The organism is Rhodococcus sp. T7, assembly GCF_009872365.1.
GTDB lineage: Bacteria > Actinomycetota > Actinomycetes > Mycobacteriales > Mycobacteriaceae > Rhodococcus_F.
On record NZ_WXYH01000335.1, the window covers coordinates 23,617 to 43,878 of the forward strand.

The 20,262-nt window shown below is 68.0% G+C and carries 18 protein-coding genes; 9 read left to right on the forward strand and 9 right to left on the reverse strand.

All coding sequences use genetic code 11. The annotated features are described in order from the left end of the window. Positions 1-56 precede the first annotated feature (56 nt). The 3 genes from MLGJGCBP_RS30500 to MLGJGCBP_RS30510 are packed head-to-tail and all read left to right on the forward strand — an operon-like array spanning position 57 to position 2,645. Positions 57-890: a class I SAM-dependent methyltransferase gene (locus tag MLGJGCBP_RS30500; RefSeq protein ID WP_160100315.1), complete on the forward strand. Its 834-nt coding sequence runs from the start codon at positions 57-59 to the stop codon at positions 888-890. Between the two features lie 13 nt (positions 891-903). Continuing rightward, positions 904-1,788, forward strand: coding sequence for a formyltetrahydrofolate deformylase (gene purU / locus MLGJGCBP_RS30505; protein ID WP_160100317.1), 885 nt, complete (start codon positions 904-906; stop codon positions 1,786-1,788). 56 nt (positions 1,789-1,844) lie between these two features. Further along, positions 1,845-2,645 carry a carbon-nitrogen hydrolase family protein gene (locus tag MLGJGCBP_RS30510; RefSeq protein ID WP_160100319.1) on the forward strand — a complete coding sequence of 267 codons (801 nt, stop codon included), beginning with the start codon at positions 1,845-1,847 and terminating at the stop codon, positions 2,643-2,645. A 68-nt stretch (positions 2,646-2,713) separates the two neighbouring features. Here the strand turns inward: MLGJGCBP_RS30510 and MLGJGCBP_RS30515 are convergent, their stop codons facing one another. The 4 genes from MLGJGCBP_RS30515 to MLGJGCBP_RS30530 all read right to left on the reverse strand — a co-directional run bounded on the left by MLGJGCBP_RS30515 (position 2,714) and on the right by MLGJGCBP_RS30530 (position 6,441). Next, positions 2,714-3,556, reverse strand: coding sequence for an enoyl-CoA hydratase-related protein (locus tag MLGJGCBP_RS30515; RefSeq protein WP_160100321.1), 843 nt, complete (start codon positions 3,554-3,556; stop codon positions 2,714-2,716). A 43-nt stretch (positions 3,557-3,599) separates the two neighbouring features. Further along, positions 3,600-5,117, reverse strand: coding sequence for a class I adenylate-forming enzyme family protein (locus MLGJGCBP_RS30520; protein ID WP_160100323.1), 1,518 nt, complete (start codon positions 5,115-5,117; stop codon positions 3,600-3,602). A gap of 82 nt (positions 5,118-5,199) precedes the next feature. After that, positions 5,200-5,451 carry a hypothetical protein gene (locus MLGJGCBP_RS50715; RefSeq protein WP_201453239.1) on the reverse strand — a complete coding sequence of 84 codons (252 nt, stop codon included), beginning with the start codon at positions 5,449-5,451 and terminating at the stop codon, positions 5,200-5,202. 30 nt (positions 5,452-5,481) lie between these two features. Next, positions 5,482-6,441, reverse strand: a complete 960-nt coding sequence (locus MLGJGCBP_RS30530; protein ID WP_160100325.1) for a PDR/VanB family oxidoreductase — start codon at positions 6,439-6,441, stop codon at positions 5,482-5,484. 150 nt (positions 6,442-6,591) lie between these two features. On the opposite strand from MLGJGCBP_RS30530, the gene MLGJGCBP_RS30535 reads away from it, so the two are divergent. From MLGJGCBP_RS30535 to MLGJGCBP_RS30545, 3 genes are read left to right on the forward strand one after another with little or no spacing between them, the layout of a single operon-like run. Further along, on the forward strand, positions 6,592-7,371 hold the full coding sequence (locus MLGJGCBP_RS30535) for an SDR family NAD(P)-dependent oxidoreductase (RefSeq protein ID WP_087559240.1): 780 nt from the start codon (positions 6,592-6,594) through the stop codon (positions 7,369-7,371). Between the two features lie 22 nt (positions 7,372-7,393). Then, positions 7,394-8,296, forward strand: a complete 903-nt coding sequence (locus tag MLGJGCBP_RS30540) for an alpha/beta fold hydrolase (protein ID WP_160100327.1) — start codon at positions 7,394-7,396, stop codon at positions 8,294-8,296. 38 nt (positions 8,297-8,334) lie between these two features. Next, on the forward strand, positions 8,335-8,991 hold the full coding sequence (locus MLGJGCBP_RS30545) for a TetR family transcriptional regulator (protein WP_160100329.1): 657 nt from the start codon (positions 8,335-8,337) through the stop codon (positions 8,989-8,991). 81 nt (positions 8,992-9,072) lie between these two features. On the opposite strand, the gene MLGJGCBP_RS30550 is transcribed toward MLGJGCBP_RS30545, so the two are convergent. The 3 genes from MLGJGCBP_RS30550 to MLGJGCBP_RS30560 form a co-directional block, all read right to left on the reverse strand. Continuing rightward, positions 9,073-10,566, reverse strand: coding sequence for an aldehyde dehydrogenase (locus MLGJGCBP_RS30550; RefSeq protein ID WP_160100331.1), 1,494 nt, complete (start codon positions 10,564-10,566; stop codon positions 9,073-9,075). Between the two features lie 19 nt (positions 10,567-10,585). Continuing rightward, positions 10,586-11,410, reverse strand: a complete 825-nt coding sequence (locus MLGJGCBP_RS30555; RefSeq protein WP_160100333.1) for a mycofactocin-coupled SDR family oxidoreductase — start codon at positions 11,408-11,410, stop codon at positions 10,586-10,588. Between the two features lie 221 nt (positions 11,411-11,631). Then, on the reverse strand, positions 11,632-12,621 hold the full coding sequence (locus MLGJGCBP_RS30560) for a GNAT family N-acetyltransferase (RefSeq protein ID WP_160100335.1): 990 nt from the start codon (positions 12,619-12,621) through the stop codon (positions 11,632-11,634). Positions 12,622-12,821: 200 nt separating this feature from the next. Here MLGJGCBP_RS30560 and MLGJGCBP_RS30565 point away from each other — a divergent pair, with 200 nt between their 5' ends. The 3 genes from MLGJGCBP_RS30565 to MLGJGCBP_RS30575 all read left to right on the forward strand — a co-directional run bounded on the left by MLGJGCBP_RS30565 (position 12,822) and on the right by MLGJGCBP_RS30575 (position 16,249). Then, positions 12,822-13,991 (forward strand): aromatic ring-hydroxylating oxygenase subunit alpha, encoded by a 1,170-nt coding sequence (locus MLGJGCBP_RS30565; RefSeq protein ID WP_160100337.1) that lies wholly within the window; start codon positions 12,822-12,824, stop codon positions 13,989-13,991. A 49-nt stretch (positions 13,992-14,040) separates the two neighbouring features. Then, complete coding sequence (locus MLGJGCBP_RS30570) at positions 14,041-15,192, forward strand: acyl-CoA dehydrogenase family protein (RefSeq protein ID WP_160100339.1); 1,152 nt, start codon at positions 14,041-14,043, stop codon at positions 15,190-15,192. Between the two features lie 139 nt (positions 15,193-15,331). Then, positions 15,332-16,249, forward strand: coding sequence for an esterase/lipase family protein (locus MLGJGCBP_RS30575; protein ID WP_160100341.1), 918 nt, complete (start codon positions 15,332-15,334; stop codon positions 16,247-16,249). A gap of 13 nt (positions 16,250-16,262) precedes the next feature. Here the strand turns inward: MLGJGCBP_RS30575 and MLGJGCBP_RS30580 are convergent, their stop codons facing one another. Together MLGJGCBP_RS30580 and MLGJGCBP_RS30585 are read right to left on the reverse strand one after the other, a co-directional pair. Next, on the reverse strand, positions 16,263-17,636 hold the full coding sequence (locus tag MLGJGCBP_RS30580) for an MFS transporter (protein WP_160100343.1): 1,374 nt from the start codon (positions 17,634-17,636) through the stop codon (positions 16,263-16,265). A 191-nt stretch (positions 17,637-17,827) separates the two neighbouring features. Continuing rightward, positions 17,828-20,254, reverse strand: coding sequence for a CaiB/BaiF CoA transferase family protein (locus tag MLGJGCBP_RS30585; RefSeq protein ID WP_160100345.1), 2,427 nt, complete (start codon positions 20,252-20,254; stop codon positions 17,828-17,830). Positions 20,255-20,262 lie beyond the last annotated feature (8 nt).

Below are 20,262 nucleotides of genomic sequence, written 5' to 3' on the forward strand. Positions count from 1 at the left end.
CCTGTGAGCTTCGCACAATGCCTTCCCGGGCCCGCTGCACGGCCTAGCATCGCCGTATGAGTGATCCGGGATCGGTCTTCGACGAGGCACGGCTCGAGTTCGACCGGCTGACGACGGCCGTATGGGGACCGGCCGGGCAGTCCCTCACCTTCCAGCTCGGGTTGCGTCCCGGGGACGCTGTCCTCGACGTGTGCTGCGGCGCAGGGTCTTCGGCGCTTCCCGCGGCCACCGCGGTGGGTCCGTCGGGTCTCGTCCACGGTGTCGACCTGTCCGACGAACTCCTCGAGGTGGGGCGGCTGAAGGCGTCGGACCGCGGGCTGCAGAACATCGAATTCGTCCGCGCGGACGCCACCACGTGGGAACCGCCGAGCACCGTCCCGGCGGCGGGCTACGACGCGCTCGCCTGTTCGTACGGCGTGTTCTTCCTGCCGCACATGGACGCCGCGTTCACCCGGCTCACGGGCCTCGTCCGGCCGGGCGGGAAGGTCGGGATCACGGTGTGGCGGCGGGGCGCGTTACGGGATTTCGCGGAGGCGCTCCACGACGCCGTCGCCCGGCACCGGGAACCGGAAGCGAACTCCGGCGGGTCGCCGTTCGACGCGCTCGAACACATCGACACCCCGGACGGGCTGCACCAGTGGCTGGGCGAGCTGGGCGCGCACTCGACCGAGGTCCGGGAGCTGTCCAACATCATTCCCGCGACGCCCGAGTTCGCCTGGGATCTCGTCATGGGCGGGAACCTGCGCCGCGCGCTGTCCCCGTTCGACGACCGGACGGTCGAGCAGATCCGTCTCGATTTCCTGGAGGTGCTCACCGAACGCGCGATCCACGACGTCGACGCCGGCACCCTCGTCGGCACCGCCGTGGTGAACGGCCGCAGCACGACCTGAAAGACTGTTGCCCATGAGCGCTGCTTCGACCGAGGACCACCGGTACGTTCTGTCTCTCGGCTGCCCCGACCGCACCGGCATCGTGGCCCGGATCTCGACGTTCCTCGCCGAGGTCGGCGGCTGGATCGTCGAGGCGGCGTACCACGCCGACGCCGACACCGGCTGGTTCTTCACCCGTCAGGCGGTGCGGGCGTCGTCGGTCGACATGTCGATCGGGGAACTCCGAGAGCGGTTCGCCGCCGTCGCCGCCGAACTCGGCCCCGAGACCGAGTGGACCGTGTCCGACACGGGCGAGCGCAAGCGGGTGGTGCTGCTGGTGAGCAAGGAGGCGCACTGCCTCCACGACCTGCTGGGCCGAGCGACCGGCGGCGAGTTGCCCGCGGACATCTGCGCGGTGATCGGCAACCACCGCGACCTCGAGACCGTCACGCGCCAGCACGGCATCGACTTCCATCACGTGCCGTTCGCGAAGGATCCCGCCGAGCGCGGGCCCGCGTTCGAGCAAGTGCGTGAACTCGTCGACGCCCACGACCCCCATGCCGTGGTGCTGGCGCGGTTCATGCAGGTGCTGCCGTCGGAACTGTGCGAGCACTGGGCCGGCCGGGCGATCAACATCCACCACAGCTTCCTGCCGTCGTTCGTCGGCGCCCGCCCGTACCACCAGGCATTCGCCCGCGGTGTGAAGCTGATCGGCGCGACCTGCCACTACGTGACGGCCGAACTCGACGCGGGCCCCATCATCGAGCAGGACGTGATCCGCGTCGACCACGCCGACGAGGTCGCCGACATGGTCCGGCAGGGTCGCGACATCGAGAAGCTCGTGCTGTCCCGCGGGCTGCGCTGGCACCTCGAGGACCGCGTGCTCGTGCACGGCCGTAAGACGGTGGTGTTCAGCTAGTTTCGTCGCCGAGGCGGGCAAGCCGTCCGGACCCGTCACCGCGGAAAGGTACCGACATGATCGACGTCGCCATCGCACAGTTCGCATCGGGATCGGACAAGCACGACAACCTCGGGCAGATCGCGAAGTTCGCCGGGGAGGCGGCCGCGGGCGGCGCCCGGGTACTGGCGACCACCGAATACGCGATGTTCGCGCTCCCGGTGATCGACGAGCGGTTCGTGGACTCCGCCGAATCCCTCGACGGTGAATTCGTCACGGGTCTGCGCGAGATCGCCGTCCGGCACGGGCTGACCCTCGTCACCGGGATCAACGAGGTGATCCCGGGCGAGCGCAGGATCTTCAACACCCTCGTCGCGGTCGCCCCCGACGGCGGCATCGCCGCCACGTACCGCAAGTTGCACCTGTTCGACGCATTCGGCTACCGGGAGTCGGAGTTCGTGCAGGCGGGGACGATCGGCGATCCCGAGACGTTCACGGTCGACGGCATCACGTTCGGCATGCAGACGTGTTACGACCTGCGGTTCCCGGAGGTGACCCGGCGCATCGTCGATGCGGGTGCCGACGTCCTGGTCCTGCCCGCCGCATGGATGCCGGGCCCGCTCAAGGAGGACCACTGGACCACGCTGGTCCGCGCCCGGGCGATCGAGAACACCCTCTACGTCGCCGCGGCCGATCAGTGCGCCCCGGTGGGTTCGGGTGCGTCCATGATCGTGGATCCGATGGGCGTGGTGATCGCGTCCCTCGGCGAACGGACCGGGACCGCGATCGGGACCGTCTCCGCCGAGCGCATCGCCGAGGTCCGCGCGAAGAACCCGGCGCTGTCGCTGCGCCGATTCGGCGTGATCGCCAAGCCATAGATTACGGCGAATTGGTCAGGTTCACACGCTGTTGCGGGTGAACCTGACCAATTCCCGTGTAACTGGGTTCAGCGGAAGACGTCGGGCAGGCCGTCGGACACCGACTGGGGGAAGTCGGGCTGCCGCTTGTCGAGGAACGCCGCGACCCCTTCGCGGACGTCCGCCGACGTTCCGCGGACGTGGATGGCGATCGACTCGGCCCGGTGCGCGACCTCCGGGCTGTCGGCGCCGAGCATCCTCCACATCAACTGCCGGGTCAGCGCGACGGAGACCGGCGAGGTGCCCGCCGCCAGTTCGCGCGCCACCTCGATCGCTCGCGGCAGCACATCGTCGGCGGGGACGACCTCGCGGACGAGGCCGCGTTCGAGCGCCTCCGCCGCCGACACCATCTTCCCGCCCACGGTCCACTCGACGGCGGTCGAGATCCCGACGATCCGGGGCAGGAACCAGGTGGAACAGGCCTCGGGCACCAGCCCGCGACGGGTGAACACGAAACCGAACTTGGCTGTGTCGGAGGCGATCCGGACGTCGGCGGGCAGTGTCATCGTCACACCGACCCCCGCTGCGGGACCGTTGATGGCGGCGATCACCGGCTTCGTCGACCGGTAGATCCGCAGGGACGCCTGACCGCCCGAATCGGGTGGCGCCTCGCCGCTGTCCGGGTCGTCCTCGGTGACGAACGTGTCGCCGCCCTTCGCGAGATCGGCCCCGGCACAGAAGGCGCGGCCGGTTCCGGTGAGGACGATCGCGCGGATGGTGTCGTCCGCATCGCACTCATCGAAGACCTCGATGATGCGGTCCCGCACCTCGAGGGTGAAGGCGTTGAGGCGATCCGGGCGATTCAGTCGCACGATCGCGATCTCACCGTCCCGCTCGAGCTGGACGACGCTCTCGGTGGCGATACTCGTCATGAACTGTTCTCTTTTCGTCGTGTGTGGTCCGTGCCGCGGTGTGTCAGCGCACCTTCGAGAACCGTTCGGATACGTCGCGGTACTCGGATCTGATCGCGGTCTTCGACAGCTTTCCGCTGGGCAGACGCGGCAGGGGTTCGTTGCGGATCACGACGTACCGGGGCACCTTGTAGTCCGCGACGAGCCGGTCGCAGTGCTCGACGATGGCGACCTCGTCGACGTCGCCGGTCACCGTCACGATCGCGGCGGGGGTCTCACCGAAGCGTGGGTCCTTCGCGGCGATCACCGCCACTTCCTCGACTCCCTCGATCTCACCGATCACGCGTTCGAGTTCCACCGGAGAGATGTTGATTCCTCCGGTGATGATGAGGTCCTTGAGGCGGTCGACGAACTGCAGGCGCCCTTCGGCGTCGCGGGTTCCCAGATCGCCGCTGTGCAGCCAGCCGTCGCGCAGCGCGGCCGCGGTGGATTCCTCGTCGTTCCAGTAGCCGGGCGTGACGCCGGGCCCGCTGAGGAGGATTTCGCCTTCCTCGCCGGGGTCGGCCTCGGTCCCGTCCGGGCGGACAACTTTCATCTCGGTGAAGATGGAGCCGTTTCCGCATGTCCCGGGGTGGTCGAACGCCTCGCTCACCAGCGTGGCGGTGGCGACTCCCCCGGCCTCGGTCATTCCGTAGATCTGCCGGAGCGCGACCCCCTTGTCCGCCCACCGCTGCAGCAGGGCGGGCGCGACGGCGGCGCCGCCGACGATCGCCGTGCGCAGGGAACCGAGATCCGCGTTGTCGAATTCCGGGGCACGGGAGATGGCCTCGAAGATCAACGGGACACCGAACAGGGCCTGGACCTTGTGTTCGCTCAGCAGTGCCGCGGCGCGTCCCGGCTTCAATTCGCGTTCGATGATGATGGTGCCGCCGAGCACGGTGGTCATGAGCAGACCCCACACGAGGCCGGGGGTGAAGACGAGCGGCAGTACCAGTAGCGTCGTCGCCCCGGGCCGCAGCCCCTCTTCGGTCAGCGACGCCTCGAAGACGATGTTGAGCAGGGTGCGATTGGTGCAGATCACGCCCTTGGAGAGTCCGGTCGACCCGCTGGTGAACAACAGCGCCGTCGGATCTTCGGGTCCGACGTCGATCCGGAAGTCGTCCACACCGCCACTGCGCAGCGCCGCGAATTCGCCGAAGGGCAGCGAATCGAACGTCGCGCCCAGGGCGCGGGTCTTCTCGACCGCGTCGCCGAATTCGGCGGGCGCCAGCACCAGCCGGGCTCCCGCGTCGTCGACGACCTTGCGGAGTTCCGCGGGCTTGAGCCGGGGGTTCAGCGGTACGAGGACCGCGCCCGCCTTGAGGACTCCGAGCGCGACGGCCGGCCACTCGAGCGAGTTCGGGCCGAGGACGCCGACTCGGTCACCCGGCTCGATCCCGGCCTCGACGACCCGGCGAGCCACGCGGCTCGACCAGTCCTGCAGTTCCCGGTACGTGAGCGCGTCGTCGTCGACGACGATCGCCCGCTGGTCGCCCTTCGTCGCCGCCCACCAGTGCAATGCCGACCCGATTGTCGCAGCCATCTCCACTCAACCTTCCGCCGTCGCCGCCGGGCGACATCGATGTCACGGCAGACGCCTCGCGCCGCCGCTCCAAACCTATAATCTATAGATTAACTGATACGGCACCGAATCGGACACCCCGATCGGCGCGTTTTCTCGAAATGCGTTCCGCTCGAGCTATTGCCAACCCGGCGGATCCCGCCGCCGCTCCGCCCACCCAGAACGCGATCACGAACGCCCGCTCGGACGCCAGATCTGCGGTGACGGCGCACAGCACCGAACCGAGGAGCACCAGGACGAGCGTCCCCAGCAGCCGATCGCGTGTCGCGACCCGCCGAGCCGGGACCGCGACCATGGCCGACTCCGCGCCCGTCGTCACCATCCGTCAGAGGTCCAGGATCAGCTTGGGTGTGCAACTCCGGGACACGCAGATCATCATGGCGTCGTTCTCCGCCTGCTCGTCCTCGCTGAGAACGGAGTCCCGGTGATCGGGAGTGCCGCCGAGCACCGCGACCTCGCACGTTCCGCAGGTACCTTCCCGGCAGGAGAAGTCCGCGTCGACGCCCTCCCGGAGAACGGCGTCGAGAAGCGTCTCGTCCGCAGCGACCTGCACCGTCCGCCCCGACCGGCCGAGTTCGACCTCGAACGCGCCGTCGTCGCCTTCGGGCAGCACCTTCGGCGCGAAGCGCTCGACGTGCAGGGTGACGTGCGGACGTTCCCGGCAGGCCGATTCGATGGCCTGCAACAGCGGTTCCGGCCCGCAGCAGTACACGACGGTTCCGGGCTCGGCCTCGTCGAGGGCCGTGGCGAGATCGAGGTGTCCGTGCTCGTCCTGCGGGCGGAGGAGCACCCGATCCGGGTGTGCCGCCGCGAGTTCATCGGCGAACGCCATGCTTGCGCGGGTCCGCCCGCCGTAGAGCAGGCGCCACGGCGTGCCCTTCGAGTCCACTTCCCGCGCCATGGGGAGGAGGGGCGTGATGCCGATCCCGCCCGCCACGAACAGATAAGAGTCGGCGTCGACGAGTGCGAAGTGGTTCCGGGGACCGCCGACGGTGACGAGGTCGCCGGATTCGAGCTTGTCGTGGACGCGGATCGAACCGCCTCGGCCGTCGGCCTCACGGAGCACGGCAACGGTCAGCGACGTCGTGTCGCCGGGATCCCCGCACAGCGAGTACTGGCGGGTGGTCGTGTCGTCGAGGACCAGATCGATGTGCGAACCCGGCGTCCAGGCCGGGGCCGCGGCTCCGGATTCGTCGACCAGCGTGAGTCGCACGACGCCGTCGGCAAGCGTTTCCTTGCCGGCCACCTGCATCTGCAGCCGTTCCTGGTTCGCGGTGCTGATCATGTACCCGTCTCGTTCCACTCGACTCCACTTGCTCGTAAATCTTATGCCATTAGATTAAAGTCACGCAAGACGCACGCTGGAGATGTTGCCCCGCGGCGACACCTGCGATAAACCTATGTTCATTAGAATTTTGGATGGGAGACCTCGCTCATGAACCCGCAGGCAACCGAATCGGTGCTCGACCTGTTCCGCCTGACCGACTCCGTGGCCGTCGTCACCGGCGCGGGCAGCGGCCTCGGCGCCGGTTTCGCGTGCGCGCTCGCCGAGGCAGGCGCGGATGTCGTGATCGCCGCACGACGGCGCGACCGACTCGACGCGGTCGCCCGCTCGGTCACCGAACGCGGTCGCGACTGCCTGGTGGTCCCCACCGACGTGACCGATCCGCAACAGTGCGACGCGCTCGCACAGGCGGCGATCGACCGGTTCGGCAAGCTCGACATCCTGGTGAACAACGCCGGGGTCACCCACGCCGCACCCGCCACCCGCGAGCGGCCCGAGGACTACCGGGCGGTGCTCGACGTGAACCTCTTCGGGGCCTACTGGGCCGCACAGGCCTGTGCCCGCGTGATGGGTCCCGGTTCCAGCATCGTCAACATCACCAGCATGCTCGGCCTGGTGAAGTCCGTGCTTCCGCAGGCCGCGTACTCGTCGAGCAAGGCGGGGCTCATCGGCTTGACCAGGGATCTGTCGAACCAGTGGTCGGGGCGAAAGGGCATCCGGGTCAATGCGATCGCACCGGGATTCGTCGACACCGACATGATCGGCGAGATGTCGGCGGAGACACTCGCGGCCTTCCTCCACGACTGTTCACTCGGACGGACCGCCACCCAGCGCGAACTCGACGCGGCGGTGGTCTTCCTCGCCAGCCGGGCCTCGGGCTACATCACCGGTTCGACGCTCGCCGTCGACGGCGGAACCTCCGGTCACTGACCGACGAAAGGCGACAACGACCATGCCGATCACCACGATTCGCACCGAACTGCGCGGCGACGGAGTCACACTCGTCGCGGACCGGTGGGAGCCGGCGTCCGCGAGGAAGGGGATCGTCCTGCTGCTGCACGGCGGTGGGCAGACCCGCCATTCGTGGCAGCGCACCGGAATTCGCCTCGCCGACAACGGCTGGTGCGCACTCGCGATCGACGCTCGCGGTCACGGCGAGAGCGAGTGGGCCGAGGACGGCGACTACGGCAGCAATGCCCACGCGCGCGACCTCGCGGCCGTCGCCGCCGGACTCGACGAGCCACCGGTGCTGGTGGGCGCGTCCATGGGCGGAATGGCGTCGTTGCTCGCGCAGGGCGACCACGGCATCGGCCGTGCACTGGTCCTGGTGGACATCACCCCCCGCGCCGAACCCGGCGGCCTCGCCAAGATCACGTCGTTCATGGAGAGCGGCCTCGCCGGTTTCGACACCCTCGACGACGCACTCGACGCCGTCGTCGCCTACAACCCGCACCGCCGTCGTCCCCCGCGCGTCGAGGGACTCCGCAAGAACCTTCGCCTCCGCGACGGGCGCTGGTACTGGCACTGGGATCCGCGGATGATCACGTACCGCGAGAACACCGACGACCACGCCGCGGTCCGGGAAGCGCGGGCCCGTGCCGCGGCGCGGGCGGTGCGCGTCCCGACCCTCCTCATCCGGGGCGCCCAGTCCGACGTCGTCAGCGCTGACGGTGCCCGTGACCTGCTGGAACTGATCCCGTCGGCCCGCCACATCGATGTCGGAGGTGCCGGCCACATGGTCAGCGGCGACGACAACGACCTGCTCAGCGGCGGCCTGCTCGACTTCCTCGACAGCGACGTCGCCTACACCCATGAGGTGACCACGACCGACTACGATTCACCTCACCATGACTGACAACCACCCGAGCGAACACCCTGACCGGAAAGCCTGACATGCCCCGACCATCGAAGCCCCTGATCAGCCGCGCGGCTGCGGTGCAGGCGTCCATCGAGATCATCGATTCCCAAGGACTCGAGGCTTTCAGTCTGCCGCGACTGGCCAAGCACCTCGGAGTGCAGGCGCCGTCGCTGTACCACCACTTCGCGGACAAGAGCGAGATCCTGTCCGCGGTGGCACGGCACATCGCCGGCGCGTCCGTCGTCCGTCCCCGCCGCAAGCCCGGCCCCGACTGGCCCGAGTTCTTCGTGGCGTTGAGCATGAATTTCCGCCAGGCCATCCTGCGGCACCGGAACGCGGCGCCGATCCTCCTGCAGTATCTGCCGCGGGACCTCCTGATCGGCACGTACGAGGACACGGCTCGGTTCCTGCTGGACTCCGGTGTGCCGACGCATCTCCACGTCCAGATCCTGGACGGGATGGAGACGTTGTCGATCGGCGCGGTCCTGACGGAGGCGATGCGCAAGCCGAGCACTCGCGCGACGATCTTCCCGAACGTAGATCCGGAGTCTCAGCCGCTCCTCGCCGAAGCGCTTGCCGCCAACGAACTCTCGTCGAAGCGGTTGTTCGAGGAAATGATCCGCAGCTTCCTGTACGGAGTGATGCGAAACGACGCGGCCGCCGGGAACGCAGCGGAGGAACGCTCCGCCTGACACGCCGGCGCCCGAAGAGCCGAAGGGCCCCTGGAACTAAATGTTCCAGGGGCCCTTCGTCATCTCGATGCCGGCGACCTGTTACCCGGTGGCGGGCAGGTGCACCGTCTTGGTCTCGAAGAACTCCTCGAGGCCCTCGACGCCGCCTTCGCGTCCGACACCGGACTGCTTGTAGCCGCCGAAAGGCACGGTGAAGTCGATGATGGTGGCGTTCACGCTGACCGTTCCGGTCCGGATGCGCTGCGCCACCTCGAAACCGTGCTCGAGGTCGGCGGTGTACACCGCGCCGGACAGTCCGTAGATCGAGTCGTTGGCGATGGCGATCGCCTCGTCCTCGTCCTCGTAGGTGATGACGGAGACGACGGGACCGAAGATCTCCTCCTGCGCGACGCGCATGTCGTTGCGCACGCCGTCGATCAGGGTCGGTTCGACGAAGAAGCCGTGCTCGACGCCGGTGGGACGGCCACCGCCGAGCACGATGGTCGCGCCCTCCTCCTTGGCCGAGGCGATGTAACTCTCGACCCGGTCACGCTGCCGCTCCATGGCGAGCGGGCCGAGGAAGGTCGTCTGCTCCCACGGGTTTCCCATGGTGAGGAAGCCCAGCGCACCCTTGAGCGCCTCGACCACCTCGTCGTGGCGCTTGCGTGACACGAGCACCCGCGTCAGCGCGATGCACGCCTGGCCGCTCTGCATGCAGCCACCCATCGGGAGCGACTGCATGACGTGCCCCAGGTCGGCGTCGTCGAGGATGATCGCCGCCGACTTGCCACCGAGTTCGAGCGACACCCGGGCGATGCGCTCACCGGCGAGCGACATGATGCGCCGCCCGGCGAGAGTGCTTCCGGTGAACGTGATGTGGTCGACGTCGGGGTTGGTGACGAGGGTTTCGGACACCTCCCGGTCGGCGCAGAGAACGCTCACGACGCCGTCCGGAATCTTGCCTTCGGCCGTCAGTTCCCCGATGACGTCGGCGAACACGGACGGCGACAGCGGGGCTTCCGGTGCCGTCTTGAGGATCACCGAGCACCCTGCGGCGAGAGCGGGGGCCACCTTGAAGGCGATCGTCCCGATGGGCCCGTTCCAGGGGATGATGGCGGCGACGACCCCGGTCGGCTCCTTCAGGATTCGCGAGACCCCGCCGTCGGCCCGGGTCCGGTCGTCGCGGGTGGAGTAGTCGCGGGCCACGGCCGCCACGGCGCGGAACAACCCGGCGGTCATCTGCTGCGTCGGGCCGCTGACCGCGACGGGGATGCCGACCTCGATCACGCCGAGCGGGGTCAACTCCTCCACGCGGCTCTCGAGTCGCAAGGCGATCTCGTCGAGGACGTCGGCGCGTTCGGCCATCGTGCGCGACGCCCACTCACCGGAATCGAACGACGTGCGGGCCGCCTGCACGGCGCGCGCGACGTCTTCGGTTGTGGCGCTGCGGATTCGCGCCGCCTTCTTCTCGGTGAACGGGTCGACGAGGTCGATCCACTCGTCTCCCGTCGACTCCACCCACCGGCCGCCCACGAACACCTGCTCGCGATCGGCGATCTTCGGAGGCGCTGCGGCCGCCGACTCTGTTGTCGTCATGGTCGAAAATTCCCTTCGCTCAGCGGTTGTTGTAGCCGGCATCGACCGGCAGGGTCACGCCCGTGACGTACCGCGCCTCGTCGGAGGCGAGGAACACGATGGCGTTGCTGATGTCGACGGCCTCGATCAGCTCGACCGGCATCGGATTCTTGTACGATTCGTCGTTCGCGACCTCGGGGTGCGAGTTCACGAACTCGCCGTATTCGGCGTTGGCCACCATCGGGGTGTTCACCCCGGTGGGATGCACGGTGTTGACCCGAATGCTGTGCTTGGCAAGCTGCTTCGAGTACAGGCGCATGAGACCGACGACGCCGTGCTTGGCCGCGGAGTAGCCGGCCTGGCCGGGGAACGTGTTGAGTCCGATGCTGGTGAGGCCCGCGGCGGAACTGGTGATGACGATCGACCCGCCCTCGCCCCGCTCGATCAGCCCGGGCACCGTCACCTCGAGTACGTGCCACACGCCGGTGAGCATCACGTCGATGGCGTCGTGCCACGCCTGCGGCTGATCACCGGGTCCGATGACGGGCATGATGCCGGCGTTGGGCAGGACGATGTCGACGTGCCCGAACTGTTCGATCCCGGCGTCGTACGCGCGCTGGACGTCGGCGCGGTTCCGGACGTCGCCCACCGACGTGACGATGGAACCGCCGGCCTCCTTGACCAGGCGTTCGGTCTCGGCGAGGTCATCCGTGGTCGCCATCGGATAGAACACGGTGTCGATCTGCTCGCAGATGTCCATCGCGATGATGGAGGCGCCCTCCTCCGCCAGTCGCACCGCGTGCGAACGTCCCTGTCCGCGAGCCGCACCGGTGACGAACGCGACCTTCCCCTCGAGTCGTGCCATGACGTGTCCTCTCGTTCAACCGAGTCTGAGATGTCGGTGATGTGCGCCGGAATGTCGCGCGGCGTGCGCGCGAGGTGAGCACTGGATGTGAGTCTTGGGTTCGAGGGCCGTCGGCTGGACGCCCTCGAAACGGACACTTCTTGTGAGCCGTGTCACAGGACAGTAGCGCGGCTTTCGCTGCTCGTCAACAGTGGAACAAATATCGTTCTACGTCTCATGCCTCAGAGGTAGCCGGGAGCCTCGTGCCACTCACCGACCTGGTAGCACGTGTGCGCATCCTCCTGCTCGAACGACAGCAACCGGCAGAGCCGGACCGCACCGTCGTCGTCGGGATCGATTCTCATCAAGGCGATCTGGGCCCCCGCGTCGCGCAGCACCTCGAGCGCCCGCACGAGCAGAGCCGCACCCAGGCCGCCGCCCCGCGCCTCCTTCTCGAGCACCAGCGCACGGATCCACGACGCCCGCAGTTCGAGGTGCGTGTGCAGCGACGCGTCCAGCCAGACGAACCCCTGGGGCCGGCCGGCGTCGCCGGACGCGATAACGACGGACCCGGTTCCGTGGGCACGGCTCTCCGACAGTTTCTCGAGCTGAGCGGCCCGAATTCCCGAACGGCCCAGCACGTCGTCGAGAGCCTTCACCGACTCCACGGCGTCCAGCCCGCGCGGCGTCTCCAGAACGGACCCTACCGGGAGCTGTACCGGATCGAGCGGAACCGCGAACGGCCCGGTCAGGCTGCGGAACAGGGTCCACAGCCGGCTCACCGACGAGATCCCGAACCGTCGAGTCAGGCGCTCGGCGGCGGGATGCGTGCCGAAGGCCCAGACGCGCAGCGCGCGCGCACCGGTACCCATCCAGCCCTCCGGCCGGTCCACGTCGAGGCCCAGTTCCTCGACGAGCAGGGTCGCGATTCCCCGCGATCGATAGTCGGGGTGCACGACGAATTGGACGGTCCCGAGACCGTCGTCGTCCACGGCGATGTTGAGGTACGCCACCACGACGAGCGGAACGTCGTCGACAGCGCTCAGACCGCGGCGCGCCTTGACGGCAAGATGCGATACCCGCACCCCCGGCCGCGAACGTGCCGTGACATCACGCGGTTCGATGCGCGAGAACCCCGCTTCGTCGTCGTATTCCGCGGCCGCGCCCACCAGGGCGAGAACTTCGTCGCGGTCGTCGTCTGCGAGTTCCTCGCACCACTGACAGGAAATCATCCGTATCACTCCTCATCGGACGGTGTCACCTAAACCTAATGCTCATTGATAACACCCGCAACGGCCCGACCTGCGAGGGTTTACACATAAATCTATGTGAGTTAGATTTAATGCGTCGATCCACACCGCATTCGGAGCCGGTGAGGGGTAGCGGCGACAACGCCGGCCCATCGACTCCGCACGACACTGGAGGAAACGCAATGACCGAGGTCGGAGCCCCCCGCGAGGAACGCATTCGCCGCGCCCTGGATCACCTGCGCAACGACACGACGGACGAATTCGAGCACATCACCTGGTTCCAGCCGGAGGAGTTCACCGATCCGGCCGTGGCCAAGCGGGAACGCGACCTCATCTTCGGACGTGTCCCCTCGATCGTCGCGCACGGCTCCGAGATCCCCCGCGCCGGCGACTTCTTCACCCTTCAGATGCCGCGGAACAACATCATCGTGGTCCGTCAGCGCGACGGCGGCGTCAAGACGTTCGTCAACCTCTGCCGGCACCGCGGCGCCCTCCTCGAAAAGGAGGAGAAGGGCCGGTGCCGGCTCTTCTCCTGCCCGTACCACCGGTGGTCGTACGACACGGACGGCAGCCTCCGGACGATTACCCGCGACAACACGTTCGGCGAGACCGACACCACGAACATGGGGCTCGTGGAATTGCCGACCGAGGAACGTCACGGTTTCATCTGGGTCGTCGACGACGCGAACGCCGAGATCGACGTGGCGGGCTGGCTCGGCGAAGAGATGGATACGATCGTCGCCGGCTACGACCTCGGTTCCAAGATCGCCTTCCAGTCCGAGGGATTCGACGAGCCCGTGAACTGGAAGATCATGCAGGACGCCTTCCTCGACGGATACCACATCCAATACGCCCACCCGAACACCGCGGCCAAGCACATCCACACCAACGTGATGGCGTTCGAGGACTTCGGCAGGCACTGCCGTTTCATCGCGCCGCGCAAGTCGATCGACCGGTGGATCGAAGAGGATCCCGGCGACCGGAGCCTGGCCAAGGACATCACCGAAACCCATTTCCTACTCCCCAACAGCACCTTGCTGCGGCAGCCGGATCACTTCCAGCTCCTCACCTTCCGGCCGCACCCCACCGATCCGCAGCGCTGCCGCATGGAGATGCGCTTGATCGTGCCGCCGGTCGCGGAGACCGAGATGACCGAGGAGCGGTGGAACCGCCTGTGGACCAAGAACTGGGAGATTCTCCTCGCCGTTCTCCACGCGGAGGACTTCCCCCTCCTGCGGGACTCGCAGCACGGCATGACCAGCGCCAACGCCGGCCGGATGGTATTGGGCCAGAACGAGGTCGCCAACCAGGTGTTCCGGCGTGAGACGCAGAAACTACTGGCAACGAACTGACAACATGATGTGCGGGGCGCCCATGGGCGTCCCGCATCAGGAGGAAGAGATGCAGAGCGATCTGTTCGACCGGGACCACGAGTTGTTCCGCGAATCCGTGCGGGGATTCGTCGACAAGCACGTGGTGCCCCAACTCGAGAAATGGGATGCGGATCGCCTGATCGATCGCGAGACCTGGCTGGCAGCCGGTCGCCAGGGTCTGCTCGGACTGTCGGTCCCCGAGGAGTACGGCGGGCCCGGCGAACTGGACTACCGCTTCCGCTTCGTGATCCAGCAGGAGATTGCCCGGGTCGGCGCGTCGGCCCTGCAGTCCGGGTTCTCCACGAACGACGACATCGTCCTGAACTACCTGCTCCGTCACGCCGACGACGAGCAGCGCCGGCGCTGGCTGCCCGGGTTCGTCACCGGCGAGACCATCGGCGCGATCGCGATGAGCGAGCCTGCCGCGGGCAGCGACCTGCGCGCCATCCAGACCACGGCGGTCCTGGACGGCGACAGCTGGGTGATCAACGGGTCCAAGACGTTCATCACCAGCGGAATCCTCGCCGACCTCGTGATCGTGTTCGCGAAGACCGATCCCTCGGCCGGCTCGCGCGGCTTCAGCCTCTTCGTCGTCGAGGACGGGACGCCGGGATTCGCCCGGGGCCGCAAACTCGACAAGCTCGGTCTGCACGCCCAGGACACCGCCGAATTGTTCTTCGAGGACGTCCGCGTCCCCAAGGAGAATCTGCTCGGTGAGATCGGTTCGGGGTTCGCGTATCTGATGCAGAGCCTCCCCCTCGAACGACTCGGCATCGGTATCGCCGCGCAGGTGTCCGCCGAGGCGGTCCTCGGCTGGACCCTCGACTACGTCAAGGAGCGGACGGCCTTCGGCAAGCGGGTCGGGGAATTTCAGGGCCTCGGGTTCACCCTCGCCGAACTGCAGACGGCCGTCGAGGTGTCCCGCGCGTACATCGACCGGTGCGTGCGTGAGCACAATGCGGGCACCCTCACCGCCGTGGATGCGGCGAAGGCGAAGCTCTGGGCCACGGAACTGCAGGGCCGCGTCATCGATGCCGGAGTGCAGTTCCACGGCGGCTACGGTTACATGATGGAGTATCCCGTCGCCAAGGCGTACATCGACGCCCGGATCCAGCGGATCTACGGCGGCACCAACGAGATCATGAAGGAAATCATCCATCGAGACCTGATGAAGGCCTGAACGATTCCGGTAAGAAGGGGTGCGGCGAAGAAATATTCGCCGCACCCCTTTTTCTTGTGCCGCTCCCACCCACGCACGCCGAGCTGCACCTACACTAGTTAGGTAAAAAGATCGCTCTGCGGTGGAGGAGTCGGACGCGATGGGTACACGCGCACGCACGGTGGCAGTTCTCGGAGTCCTGGCAGTCCTGGGCACTCCGGCGGTGGCCGACGCTGCCCCCGACGAGGCCTCCGTCGGGCCGCCACAAACGGGGTGGCCTGCCGCGTGGGCCTATTCCATCGAGCACCCCGACGCGATCCCGCAGGGCATGAACGATTTCTCGTGCAGGCCGGACGCCGCGCATCCGCGGCCCGTCGTCCTCGTCAACGGAACATTCGAGAACAGCTACGCCAACTGGGCGATGTACTCACCCCAGCTGAAAGCCGACGGTTACTGCGTCTTCGGCCTCGACTACGGCGGCCCGGACACCGGCCCGTTCCATCAGACCGGTGACATGCGGGTGTCCGCCCGGGAGGTCGGCGATTTCGTCGAGACGGTCCTCGCCGCCACCGGCGCCGACCGGGTCGATCTCGTCGGGCACTCCCAGGGCGGACTCGTGCCGCTGTACTACATCAACCACCTCGGTGGGGAGTCGAAGATCGGCACGATGATCGGGGTCGCTCCCGCCACGAACGGCATCAGCGCCTATGGAATGCTGAATTTTCTCGCCGCGCATTCCCAGGCGAAAGACGCCGTCGGAGATGTGATTCCGGCGGTCGACGACGGGACGGCGGGTTCCGCGTTCGTCACGGAGACCGGGGAGGGCGGCATGACCCGCCCGGGAGTCGAGTATGCGACCGTCAGTTCGCGGCACGACCTCGTCGTGCAGTTGAGCGAGTCGCAACTGCCGCCCGGGCCGAACGTGTCCAACGTCGTGGTTCAGGACTTCTGCCCCGAGGATCTGACCAATCACGGAACCATGGTGTACGACGACATCACGCTCCGGATCGTGCGCAACCTCCTCGATCCGGCGACGGCCGTCGCTCCCGCCTGCCATCCCGTGGCGCCGCTGCCCTGAACCACGACCTCCGCTAGACGGCGGCCTCGGACGACGACGCGGCCCGCTCCGCACCGTCCCGCGCGCGCTGTGTTCGCGACACCGAGACCCATGCGGCGGCGATGCCCGCCACCGAGATCGCCACCAGCAGGATGCTCAGTGCCGCGGTGCTGCCGCCGTCGTTGAACGCGAGTTGCACGGCGAGGACCGGCACGAGCGCGGCGCCGAGAGCGTTCCCGAGTTCACGGCCGAGCCCCAGACCGCTGAAGGCGTGCCGGGTCTCGAACAGTTCGGTGACGTACGCCCCCATCGGGCCGAAGATCGCAGCGACACCGACCCCGTTCCCGAGGACCAGGACCAACCAGAACGCGGCGGTCCCGCCACCGTGCCCGACGAGCCAGAACGCCGGGAAGGCGAGCAGCGCGGAGAACACGAAGCCGGAGATGATGACCGGCCGTCGGCCGACCCGGTCCGACAGCATCCCGAACAGGGGAATGAATGCCGCACAACTTAATTGCGCGAGAACCAGGCCGATCAGGATGTCCGTCTGCCCCATGCCCAGCTGGTTGCGGCCGTAGGTCAGCATGAAGACGAGATAGAAATAGCCGAGACCGGCCTGCCCGAACACCATCACGAGTACGGACAGGATCGCGCGTGGTTGCCGGCGGATGACGTCGAGAACCGGGGACGTGGTCTTGTCGTTCGATTCCTCGATGTGGCGGAACGCCGGAGTCTCGGGCAACCGGGCCCGCAGCGACAGGCCGTACAGGAGAATCAGTCCGCTGAGCAGGAACGGCAGGCGCCACCCCCAGGACATGAAGGCTTCCTCGGGAAGCGCGGCCGAGACGATCAGCAGGGCGCTGGTGCCGAGAACGCCGCCGATGGACGCTCCCGCCCCGGGCAGCGATCCGAGAAGTCCCCGTCGGCGCTGCGGCGCGAACTCCACCGCGACCAGGGTGGCGCCGCCGTATTCGGCGCTGGCGCCGATTCCCTGGAGGATCCGGAGGAGGACGAGGAGGGCCGGGGCCAGCCAGCCGATCTGCGAGTAGCCGGGCAGCAGACCCACGAGCATCGTCGCGGCCCCCATCATCACGAGGGTGAAGACGAGGATCTTCTTCCGTCCGATGCGGTCGCCGAGGCTGCCGAGGACGACACCGCCGATCGGCCGCACGAGGAAGCCGACTGCGAACGTCCCGACCGCTTGCAGCGTGGCCAGGAAGGGGCTCGCACCGGAGAAGAAGACGCTCCCGAATACCACCGACGCGGCGGAGGCGTAGAGGCTGAAATCGTAGTATTCGAGCAGAGTTCCGACGAAGGCGGCGCGGCTGGCGCGTTTCGAGTCGCCGGCGGACCTGGAACCGGACGCCGTCGTGGCGCCGTCTGCGGCGGTTGATGAGCTGGTTGTCATGCACACACTCCGTGTCGTGCGGTCTCGAAGAGTTCGAGAATGATTGTGACGGGTGCCACGTTAACCAACAGCCATTAGTTTTGTCCACGCTTTACCTTCGGATCTTCCGACCTCGCCGGAACACCCTTGACATGGACGCGATTCGACAGCGGCCCAGGGTAACCCGGGCCGCTGTCGAATCAACTCGTGCGTTACCTCGCGGCGGAGGCGGCCACCCCGATCGGCGACGAATCCGTGGCGGGCGGTTGCAGGATCCCCTCGGCCACGAGGCGATCCACTTCCGCGGTCGTCATGTTCAGCAGGTCCGCGCAGATCTCCCGGCTGTGCTGCCCGGCAATCGGGGCCTGGCGCAGCGGCGGATCGGCTATGGCCGAGAAGCGCGCGACGCGGGCTGCCGTGGGCAACGCCTTCGGGAGCAACGCGTGATGGGTTTCCGTGTAGGCGTCGCGGGCCGCCAGGTGCGGATCGGTGAGCAGTTCGGGAAGTCGCAGCATCATCCCGGCGGGCACACCCGCCGCCTGCAACTGCGCGACCGCCGCTGCGGGAGAACGCGTCTGCAGCCACTCACCCAGCACGGCATCGACGTCCACCCGGTTGCGGATCCGCTCGGCCCGGGTGCGGAACGCTGGGACGTCCGCCAGTTCGGGCGTGCCGATCGCGGAACACAGTCGCACCCAGTCGTCGTCGTCCCGGACCGACACGACGCACCACTCGTCATCACCCGCACAGGCGAACACCCCGGCAGGTGCGGCGAACGGGTCGGAGTTGCCGGGCGCGGAGACCGTGCCCGGTCGAAGCGACTCGGTGACGAGTTGAGCACCGAGCTGGACGAGCGCGGTGTCGGCCTGCGCCACCTCCAGCGCCGCGCCCCTACCCGTGCGGGTCCGCTGGATCAGGGCGGCGAGCACCGCGATCGCCGTGACGTGCGCCGCGATGTGATCGGGATAGACGGTCGAGCCGTCACAGAGCAGGTCCTCGTTCCCGGGGTACCGCCACAGGGCGGACACACCGCACGCGGCACGCACCAGCGGGCCGTAGCCGAGTCGGTTGTTCCACGGCCCGGTGCTGCCGAACGCGCTGCTCTCGGACACGATGATGCCAGGGTTGAGGGCGGCGAGTTCGTCGTACGACAGGCCCATCGACGCGAGGGTGCCGGGCTTGAAATTGGCCAGGACCACGTCGGCCTCGGCGACGAGGCGGCGGAACAACTCCCCGCCATCCGGGCTGCGCAGGTCCAGACCGAGGCTGCGCTTGTTGCGGTGCCCCCAGGCGACGGACGCGGCCAGCGCCGCACCCCGCTTCGACTGGCGGAGACCGTCGGGGAACTTGGCATTCTCGACCTTGATGACATCGGCACCGTAATCGGCGAACTGGCGGCTGAGTTCGGCGCCGAAGACGATCACGCCCAGGTCGAGGACGCGAAGTCCGTCGAGGGGGCGGGTGCCCGACTGCCGCGTCCCGGACACCTCGGCGGCCGGCGCCTGCCGCATCGCCTGGGGCTGGACGTCGTGCTCCCCGACCTCGGGCGCCGGCGTCCTGATTCCGACGCGTGCGCCGTCGATCGACACGTATCCCGTCGGAACCCGGGCGTGCACCCCGGTGGCGATCTCCATGTCCGCGAGGGCACCGGCCACGTCGAAGTGCTCGGTGGTCAGTACTTCCCCGAGCGAGAGCACACCGCCGACCGGCACTCCCCTGGCCGCACCCTCGGCGACAAGTTGGTCGCGGGTGCGGGTCGCGAACAGCGCCTCGATGAGGGGGTGCAGGGTGTCGGCGGCGGCGAACCGGGCCGGAATCGTGTCGTACTTCGGGTCGGCGAATTCTTCCGGCTCGCCGAGCCATTCGAACATTCCCCGCCACTGCCGTTTGGCCAGCAGGCAGATCCGCACGTAGCCGTCGGCGCAGGGGAACACCGGATAGAAGTTCGACGCGTCCGGCCGGTTCCGGGGGAAGTCGTCGGAGCGCCCCGCGGCCGCGGAACCCTGCGTCCCGAAACCGGGATCGAAGCCGTGCACGAGCGCTTCGAAGGCGGACAGGTCCACGACCTGCCCGTGTCCGGTGCGGATGCGGTCGTAATAGGCGAGCAGCGCCGACCAGGCGGCATGCATCCCCACCGTCTCCTCCACCAGACCGGCGGGAGGAAGCAGGGGTTCGGCTCCGGGAGCGCCCGAGCGCGACAGCACACCGCTCAGTGCGTACAGCACCTGCTCCGTGGCCGCCCAGTCCCGGTAGGGCCCGGTCTGCCCGAACGGTGTGACCGACACGCACACCAGTGACGGTGCGAGAGCCGAGAGTTCGGCCGCGCCCACCCCGCGCTCACTCAGCAGGCCGGGCGCATGCGATTCCACCACGATGTCCGATTCCGCGGCGAGTTCCCGGAGCCGGTCCCGGCCTGCGGGATCGTCGAGGTCCACGACGATCCCCCGCTTGTTCGCGTTGCGCAGCGCAAACGGGATGCTGACCCCGTCCACCACGGGCTCGGCGCGGCGTGAACGCGCGCCTCCCGGGCCTTCCACCTTCGTCACCTGCGCGCCGAGGTCGGCGAGGTACCGGCCACACGACTCACCGAGGCCGTCGGTGAGGTCCAGTACGCGGACACCGGTCAGCGGTAGCGTCATCGCCTGCT

Bases quoted from the DNA above. Each gene is read 5' to 3' on its own strand.
- MLGJGCBP_RS30555 (WP_160100333.1), bottom strand. From the start codon at position 11,410: ATGGCACGACTCGAGGGGAAGGTCGCGTTCGTCACCGGTGCGGCTCGC.
- MLGJGCBP_RS30565 (WP_160100337.1), top strand. From the start codon at position 12,822: ATGACCGAGGTCGGAGCCCCCCGCGAGGAACGCATTCGCCGCGCCCTG.
- MLGJGCBP_RS30515 (WP_160100321.1), bottom strand. From the start codon at position 3,556: ATGACGAGTATCGCCACCGAGAGCGTCGTCCAGCTCGAGCGGGACGGT.
- MLGJGCBP_RS30580 (WP_160100343.1), bottom strand. From the start codon at position 17,636: ATGACAACCAGCTCATCAACCGCCGCAGACGGCGCCACGACGGCGTCC.
- MLGJGCBP_RS30540 (WP_160100327.1), top strand. From the start codon at position 7,394: ATGCCGATCACCACGATTCGCACCGAACTGCGCGGCGACGGAGTCACA.
- MLGJGCBP_RS30545 (WP_160100329.1), top strand. From the start codon at position 8,335: ATGCCCCGACCATCGAAGCCCCTGATCAGCCGCGCGGCTGCGGTGCAG.
- MLGJGCBP_RS30500 (WP_160100315.1), top strand. From the start codon at position 57: ATGAGTGATCCGGGATCGGTCTTCGACGAGGCACGGCTCGAGTTCGAC.
- MLGJGCBP_RS50715 (WP_201453239.1), bottom strand. From the start codon at position 5,451: ATGGTCGCGGTCCCGGCTCGGCGGGTCGCGACACGCGATCGGCTGCTG.
- MLGJGCBP_RS30570 (WP_160100339.1), top strand. From the start codon at position 14,041: ATGCAGAGCGATCTGTTCGACCGGGACCACGAGTTGTTCCGCGAATCC.
- MLGJGCBP_RS30510 (WP_160100319.1), top strand. From the start codon at position 1,845: ATGATCGACGTCGCCATCGCACAGTTCGCATCGGGATCGGACAAGCAC.
- MLGJGCBP_RS30575 (WP_160100341.1), top strand. From the start codon at position 15,332: ATGGGTACACGCGCACGCACGGTGGCAGTTCTCGGAGTCCTGGCAGTC.
- MLGJGCBP_RS30520 (WP_160100323.1), bottom strand. From the start codon at position 5,117: ATGGCTGCGACAATCGGGTCGGCATTGCACTGGTGGGCGGCGACGAAG.
- purU (WP_160100317.1), top strand. From the start codon at position 904: ATGAGCGCTGCTTCGACCGAGGACCACCGGTACGTTCTGTCTCTCGGC.
- MLGJGCBP_RS30530 (WP_160100325.1), bottom strand. From the start codon at position 6,441: ATGATCAGCACCGCGAACCAGGAACGGCTGCAGATGCAGGTGGCCGGC.
- MLGJGCBP_RS30560 (WP_160100335.1), bottom strand. From the start codon at position 12,621: ATGATTTCCTGTCAGTGGTGCGAGGAACTCGCAGACGACGACCGCGAC.
- MLGJGCBP_RS30585 (WP_160100345.1), bottom strand. From the start codon at position 20,254: ATGACGCTACCGCTGACCGGTGTCCGCGTACTGGACCTCACCGACGGC.
- MLGJGCBP_RS30550 (WP_160100331.1), bottom strand. From the start codon at position 10,566: ATGACGACAACAGAGTCGGCGGCCGCAGCGCCTCCGAAGATCGCCGAT.
- MLGJGCBP_RS30535 (WP_087559240.1), top strand. From the start codon at position 6,592: ATGAACCCGCAGGCAACCGAATCGGTGCTCGACCTGTTCCGCCTGACC.